Below are 1086 nucleotides of genomic sequence, written 5' to 3' on the forward strand. Positions count from 1 at the left end.
GCCCAGGTGCTCGCCGACCTCGCCCCCGCACCCGTGACGACGCTGCCGGACGACCTGGAGGCCGAGCTGGCGCGGTGGCCCTCCTTCGCCGTCCCGGCCGCCAAGGACCCCGCGGCCTACGCGGCCGCCGCCCGGGCCGCCGCCCGGGACGACCTGCCGCCGACGCTGCGCTCGGTGCTGCTGCACGCCCGCGGCGCGGCGCCGGCACCGGGCGGCGCTCAGGAACCGCCCGGTCGCACCAGCCCGCTCTCGTAGGCGGCCACCACCGCCTGGGAGCGGCTCGCCAGCCCCAGCTTGGCGAGCACCCGGGACACGTGCGTCTTCACCGTCGCCTCCCCCACGCCGAGCTGGTCGGCGATGTCGCCGTTCGTGCGACCGTGCGCCAGGGCGCGCAGCACGTCCAGCTCGCGCGGGGTCAGCCGCTCCAGGTCCCCGGCGGGCGGGCGGGACGGCGCCTGCGCGGGGGTGAACGCCTCGACCAGGCGCCGCGTGACGGAGGGTGCCAGCAGCGAGACGCCCTCGGCCACGGTCCGCAGCGCGGCGACGAGCTGCGCCTCGGGGGCGTCCTTGAGCAGGAAGCCCCCGGCACCGGCGCGCAGGGCGGCGTAGACGTGCTCGTCCTGGTCGAAGGTCGTCACCACGAGCACCGCGGGCGGCTCCTCCAGGCGCACCAGGCGGCGGGTGGCCTCGATGCCGTCGACGCGGGGCATCCGCACGTCCATGAGCACCACGTCCGGGCGCAGCCGCCGGGCCTGGGCGACCGCCTCGGCGCCGTCGGCGGCCTCCCCGACGACCTCCAGGTCCGGTTCGGTGCTGAGGATCATGCGGAAGCCGGCCCGGACGAGGCGCTCGTCGTCGACGACCAGCACGCGCACGCTCACGGCAGCACGTCCTCGCGCGCGCTCCCGGACCCCGCCGCGGCGCGGGTGCGCACCGGCTCGCGGCCCTCGCGCGCTCCGCCCGGCGCCGGTTCGTCCGCCAGCGGCAGCGACACGCTCAGGCGGTGGCCGCCGCCAGGCAGCGGCCCGGCGCTCAGCTCGCCGCCGAGCAGCCCGGCGCGCTCGCCCAGCCCCCGCAGGCCGTGCC

Annotated in this window: 1 protein-coding gene and 2 pseudogenes; 1 reads left to right on the forward strand and 2 read right to left on the reverse strand. The window is 79.1% G+C overall.

The window, feature by feature from the left end:
• Positions 1-255 (forward strand): annotated as a pseudogene (locus GTQ99_RS23505) (hypothetical protein); the annotation flags it as partial.
• Here the strand turns inward: GTQ99_RS23505 and GTQ99_RS23510 are convergent.
• The gene (locus GTQ99_RS23510; protein ID WP_166618054.1) at positions 219-881 is read right to left on the reverse strand and encodes a response regulator; all 663 of its coding nucleotides are present in this window, start codon (positions 879-881) and stop codon (positions 219-221) included. The pseudogene GTQ99_RS23505 and the gene GTQ99_RS23510 sit on opposite strands and share 37 nt — an antisense overlap.
• Positions 878-1086, reverse strand: a pseudogene (locus GTQ99_RS23515) (hypothetical protein); the annotation flags it as partial. The gene GTQ99_RS23510 and the pseudogene GTQ99_RS23515, both read right to left, overlap by 4 nt.

This window comes from Kineococcus vitellinus (genome assembly GCF_009906315.1).
In the GTDB taxonomy this organism is placed as follows: Bacteria; Actinomycetota; Actinomycetes; order Actinomycetales; family Kineococcaceae; genus Kineococcus; species Kineococcus vitellinus.